We start from the raw sequence: 950 nt of genomic DNA on the forward strand, positions 1-950 counted from the left end.
GCACAATTCCAACTTGACGTATCTGTTGCTAAGGGCGTATCCGGAATTTTGGCACTGTCTCCTGAAAAGTGTCAGGTAGGTGTCGAAGATCCCTGCATTCGTTGCGGTCGTTGTGTAGATGCTTGTCCTATGGGTTTGATTCCCAGTCAGCTCAGTATTTTGTCTCATTGCGAAGCATGGGATAAATGCATGGAATACGGTGTTATGAACTGCGTTGAATGCGGCAGTTGCGTATATGTATGTCCTGCTAAACGCAATATTGTTCAGTACATCAGAAATGCCAAAGCTCAGGTAAAAGCACAGCAACAAGCTGCTAAAGCGAAAGCGGAAGCCAAATAGGCTAAGTCTTTAATGGAAGAAGGGATAAATTATGGAAAAGAGTGCACAAGAAGTAGTTCTTACTGTGTCCTCCTCACCGCATGTCCGTTGTAACGAATCCATCCCCAAAATTATGTGGACTGTTGTGGCAACGCTTGTACCGGCCGCAGCTTTCGGTGTATATTACTTCGGATTTAATGCACTACTTAATATTATAGTATCTATCGTATCGGCCGTTTTCTTTGAATGGGCTTGGGAAAAGTTCATGCATAAGAAAATTACGATTAATGACGGCAGTGCCGTTATTACCGGTCTTTTGTTGGCAATGTGCTGTTCACCGATCTTACCGTGGTGGATGTGCATTGTCGGATCCTTTATTGCCATCGTAGTTTGTAAACAAGCTATGGGCGGTTTGGGCTACAACCTGTTTAACCCCGCACACGTAGGCCGTGCAGGGCTTATGGTTTCATGGCCTGTAGCTATGACGACGTGGACACAGGTGAACGGCAGTGTTATTGACGGCGTAGCCGGTGCTACTCCGTTGAACGTGCTGAAACAGAGCGGTTATGATGCTTTGCTTCAACTCTTCAACAATGACCCCATGACCATGTATCAAAACATGTTCCTCGGAT

Annotated in this window: 2 protein-coding genes; both read left to right on the forward strand. The window is 45.6% G+C overall.

Annotation, left to right across the window (positions count from 1 at the left end; all coding sequences use genetic code 11):
• A partial coding sequence (locus PGX78_RS05010; RefSeq protein ID WP_270445662.1) for a 4Fe-4S dicluster domain-containing protein occupies positions 1–339 on the forward strand: 339 nt, incomplete at its 5' end.
• A 31-nt stretch (positions 340–370) separates the two neighbouring features.
• A partial coding sequence (locus PGX78_RS05015; protein WP_270445664.1) for an RnfABCDGE type electron transport complex subunit D occupies positions 371–950 on the forward strand: 580 nt, incomplete at its 3' end.

The sequence above is a fragment of the Megasphaera sp. AF13-6AC genome, assembly GCF_027685385.1.
In the GTDB taxonomy this organism is placed as follows: Bacteria; Bacillota; Negativicutes; order Veillonellales; family Megasphaeraceae; genus Megasphaera; species Megasphaera micronuciformis.